The organism is Paenisporosarcina sp. P4_E4_2, assembly GCF_056401595.1.
Window position 1 is genome coordinate 1 of record NZ_JBFUJC010000511.1, and the last position, 1,476, is coordinate 1,476.

The 1,476-nt window shown below is 36.2% G+C and carries 1 protein-coding gene and 1 pseudogene; both read left to right on the forward strand.

From position 1 onward, the window contains the following. Window positions 1-584: pseudogene (locus AC1DSB_RS19190) on the forward strand (oligoribonuclease); the annotation flags it as partial. 74 nt (window positions 585-658) lie between these two features. Then, window positions 659-1,453, forward strand: coding sequence for a VLRF1 family aeRF1-type release factor (locus AC1DSB_RS19195; RefSeq protein WP_477587410.1), 795 nt, complete (start codon window positions 659-661; stop codon window positions 1,451-1,453). Window positions 1,454-1,476: the final 23 nt, after the last annotated feature.

The following is a 1,476-nucleotide window of genomic DNA, read 5'->3' on the forward strand; positions in this document are numbered from 1 at the left end:
ATATAAGACGCAAGAAAAAAGAAATCGTACAAGCACAGGTTGGAGAGCATTTGGTTGGTATTGTTTATGCAGAATCATATCATTCAGAACTCGGAAATGACTTGGGCAAAGTATATCCACATCTCGATTATATCGTGATTTTAAATATGGGTGGAAAGAGAGTGGGGTTTCGAACAGTGCATGACCATGTTGATGTATCAGAAGTTGCGGGAAGATACGGTGGTGGTGGGCACGCCAAAGCATCCGGTAGTTCATTAACTGATTCAGCATACAAGCAGTTTGTGACGGATACGTTTCAGTTAGAACCAGTTCGTGAAGATGCACAGCGAAATCGATATAACCTGAAAAAATCATCATTCGGATCTCTTTATAAAAATATTATGGAAGAAACATTCTTTATTCATGCAATTAGTGATCAAGAATGGAAAATTGATCATAATAACCATATATTAGACCAGAAATTTACAAGCTTTGATGAAGTAGAAAATCACTTAAAAAGAAATCATTCGGCATGGTTAGTAAGAGATGACACGTTTGTGGCTTATTTAATGCATCATGTAAAAAGCGGTAAGAAAAATGAATAGAAGGAAGTACTATTAATTTCAAGGCTCTCGGGGCATCCTACAAGCGTAGAGAATATCAAGGAGGTTTAATCATTATGGGATTGAGCAAAGAAATCCAGGATTTAAAGGACCATCGTAGCGGTGATCGTAATGTATTGAGTGTTTATTTGAATACAAATCCAGGCGATCCTGACCAATTAAATGGAGCATGGAAAATACATTTGAAAAATGGCTTAAAAGAAATTGATAAGAGTCTAAATGCTTCTGAAAAAGATACTGAGCTTAAGTACTTTAAGGAAACCAAGAAAAAAGTGATGGATGAAATTGAACAAAACAAAGATGATTTGCACAAAGGGGCTGTTATATTTGCCTCGGAAAATCCACCTTTATGGTCCGTTCATTATGTTCAAGTGCCAGTAAAATCAGGTTTCCATTGGGAAGATCATCCTATGGTTGAACAATTTGAATATATGTACAAAGCTTATCCAGAAGCAGGAATAATTTTGCCGAGTTTTGGTGAAGTCCGTGTTTTGGATACTTCGATGGGATTTGTTAAAGAAGATATGGTATATATTTTCGACCCGAAACTTGAATATTGGGGTCAGGATAAAGATATGGATCCAACTGGACCTCATAAAATTGGGGGCAGTAAAGTTGATTTTATCGAGTCCCGACTAAAAGAAAATTTGCACAGATTTTATAAAGGGATGGCAGCAAATGTTAAAAAATTGAAGAAAGAGCGAGGCTGGAAAGAAGTCCATGTTATTGGTGAAACGGAATTGGCGATTGCGTTCGCAGAAACCTTAAGTGAAAAACCGAACAGCTGTATATATAAAAACTTGAATAACAGCAAACCACATATAATCATTAACCAAGTTTTGGAGAAATAAAAGCCATAAAATTGCATGAAAGC